Origin of the sequence: Pseudomonas sp. NFX15 (assembly GCF_049132105.1) — a bacterium.
Classification (GTDB): domain Bacteria; phylum Pseudomonadota; class Gammaproteobacteria; order Pseudomonadales; family Pseudomonadaceae; genus Aquipseudomonas.
Genome location: NZ_JAFMPV010000054.1, coordinates 1 through 3,084 on the forward strand (window position 1 = coordinate 1; position 3,084 = coordinate 3,084).

Genomic DNA, 3,084 nt, shown 5'->3' on the forward strand with positions numbered 1-3,084 from the left:
TGCCGACGTTGGCGATGGTTGCGGTCTGGCCAGCAGTGAACGAGCCAGTTACACCGTCAATGCTGAAGCTGACCACACTGACCGGCCCATCGACGCTCGAGGTGCCCGTCAACACGCTGCCAGTCACTGGAGCGTCTTCCAGCGTAGAGACCGTTTCACTGGCATCGGTGAAGCTGTCATCGACCGGCGTCACGCTGATGTTCAGCGTCGAAGTGACGTCACTGCCGGAACCGTCGGTGACGGTGTAGGTCACGGTCGGTACTGCACCGTTGTAATTGGCGTCCGGCGTGAAGGTGTAGGCGCCGTTGGTGCCGATGACCAGGGTGCCGACATTGGCGATGGTTGCTGTTTGGCCGGCGGTGAAGGAGCCAGTTACACCATCGATGCTGAAACTGACCACGCTGACCGGACCGTCGACGCTTGAGGTGCCGGTGAGGACGCTGCCGCTCACGGCGGTGTCTTCAGCGGTGCTCACACTTTCACTGAGGTCGGTGAAGCTATCATCAACCGGGGTGACGCTGATGTTCAGCGTCGAAGTGACGTCGCTGCCCGAGCCGTCGGTGACGGTGTAGGTGACGGTCGGCACGGCGCCGTTGTAGTTGGCATCCGGCGTGAAGGTGTACGCGCCGTTGGTATCGATGACCAGGGTGCCGACATTGGCGATGGTCGCCGTGCTGCCCGCCTGGTATTGAGTGCCGTCCACCGTGAAATTAACCACACTGACCGGACCATCGACGCTCGAGGTGCCCGTCAACACGCTGCCAGTCACCGGAGCGTCTTCCAGCGTAGAGATCGTTTCACTGGCATCGGTGAAGCTATCGTCGACCGGCGTCACGCTGATGTTCAGGGTCGAAGTGACGTCGCTGCCCGAGCCGTCGGTGACGGTATAACTGATCGTCGGCACGGAGCCGTTGTAGTTGGCGTCGGGGGTAAAGGTGTACGCACCATTGGCGCCGATGACCAGGGTACCGACATTGGCGATGGTGGCGGTGCTGCCGGCCTGGTACTGGGTGCCATCCACCGTAAAATTAATCACGCTGACCGGGCCATCGACGCTCGAGGTGCCCGTCAACACGCTGCCGGTCACCGGAGCATCTTCCAGCGTAGAGATCGTTTCACTGGCATCGGTGAAGCTGTCATCGACCGGCGTCACGCTGATGTTCAGCGTCGAAGTGACGTCGCTGCCGGAACCGTCGGTGACGGTGTAGGTCACGGTCGGCACGGCGCCGTTGTAATTGGCGTCCGGCGTGAAGGTGTAGGCGCCGTTGGCGCCGATGACCAGGGTGCCGACATTGGCGATGGTTGCGGTCTGGCCAGCGTTGAATGTGCCAGTCACGCCGTCGATGCTGAAACTGACCATGCTGACCGGACCGTCGACGCTCGAGGTGCCCGTCAACACGCTGCCGGTCACCGGAGCATCTTCCAGCGTAGAGATCGTTTCACTGGCATCGGTGAAGCTGTCGTCGACCGGGGTGACGCTGATGTTCAATGTCGAAGTGACATCCGCGCCGGAACCGTCGGTGACGGTATAGCTTACGGTCGGCACGCTGTCGTTGTAGTTGGCGTCTGGCGTGAAGGTGTAGGCGCCGTTGGTACCGATGACCAGGGTACCGACGTTGGCGATGGTTGCGGTGCTGCCGGCCTGATATTGAGTGCCGTCCACTGTGAAATTAACCACGCTGACCGGGCCATCGACGCTCGAGGTGCCCGTCAACACGCTGCCAGTCACCGGAGCGTCTTCCAGCGTAGAGACCGTTTCACTGGCATCGATAAAGCTGTCGTCGACCGGGGTGACGCTGATGTTCAGCGTCGAAGTGACGTCGCTGCCCGAGCCGTCGGTGACGGTGTAGGTCACGGTCGGCACGGCGCCGTTGTAGTTGGCGTCGGGGGTGAAGGTGTAGGCGCCGTTGGTGCCGATGACCAGGGTACCGACGTTGGCGATGGTCGCTGTTTGGCCGGCGGTGAACGAGCCAGTCACACCATCAATGCTGAAACTGACCACGCTGACCGGACCGTCGACGCTCGAGGTACCGGTGAGGACGCTGCCGCTGATGGCGGTGTCTTCCGCGGTGGTCACGTTTTCGCTGAGGTCGGTGAAGCTGTCATCAACCGGGGTGACGCTGATGTTCAGCGTCGAAGTGACGTCGCTGCCCGAGCCGTCGGTGACGGTATAACTGATCGTCGGCACGGAGCCGTTGTAGTTGGCGTCCGGCGTGAAGGTGTAGGCGCCATCGGTACCGATCACCAGAGTGCCGACGTTGGCAATGGTTGCGGTCTGGCCAGCGTTGAATGTGCCAGTCACGCCGTCGATGCTGAAACTGACCACACTGACCGGGCCATCGACGCTCGAGGTGCCCGTCAACACGCTGCCAGTCACTGGAGCATCTTCCAGCGTAGAGACCGTTTCACTGGCATCGGTGAAGCTGTCATCGACTGGAGTGACGCTGATGTTCAGCGTCGAGGTGACGTCGCTGCCCGAGCCGTCGGTCACGGTGTAGGTAACGGTCGGTACTGCACCGTTGTAATTGGCGTCCGGCGTGAAGGTGTAGGCGCCGTTGGTGCCGATGACCAGGGTACCGACATTGGCGATGGTCGCCGTGCTGCCGGCCTGGTATTGAGTGCCGTCCACCGTGAAATTAACCACACTGACCGGACCGTCGACACTGCTGGTGCCTGCGAGGACGCTGCCGCTGATGGCGGTGTCTTCGGCGGTGCTCACACTTTCACTGAGGTCGGTGAAGCTGTCATCGACCGGCGTCACGCTGATATTCAACGTCGAAGTAACGTCCGCGCCCGAGCCGTCGGTCACGGTGTAGGTCACGGTCGGTACTGCACCGTTGTAATTGGCGTCTGGCGTGAAGGTGTAGGCGCCGTTGGTACCGATGACCAGGGTGCCGACGTTGGCGATGGTCGCCGTGCTGCCCGCCTGGTATTGAGTGCCGTCCACCGTGAAATTAACCACACTGACCGGCCCATCGACGCTCGAGGTGCCCGTCAACACGCTGCCAGTCACTGGAGCGTCTTCCAGCGTAGAGACCGTTTCACTGGCATCGGTGAAGCTGTCATCGACCGGCGTCACGCTGA

General features: G+C 61.8%; 1 protein-coding gene. It reads right to left on the reverse strand.

The features are described 5' to 3' along the window. A partial coding sequence (locus tag J1D76_RS27780; protein ID WP_421141556.1) for a beta strand repeat-containing protein occupies positions 1-3,084 on the reverse strand: 3,084 nt, incomplete at both ends.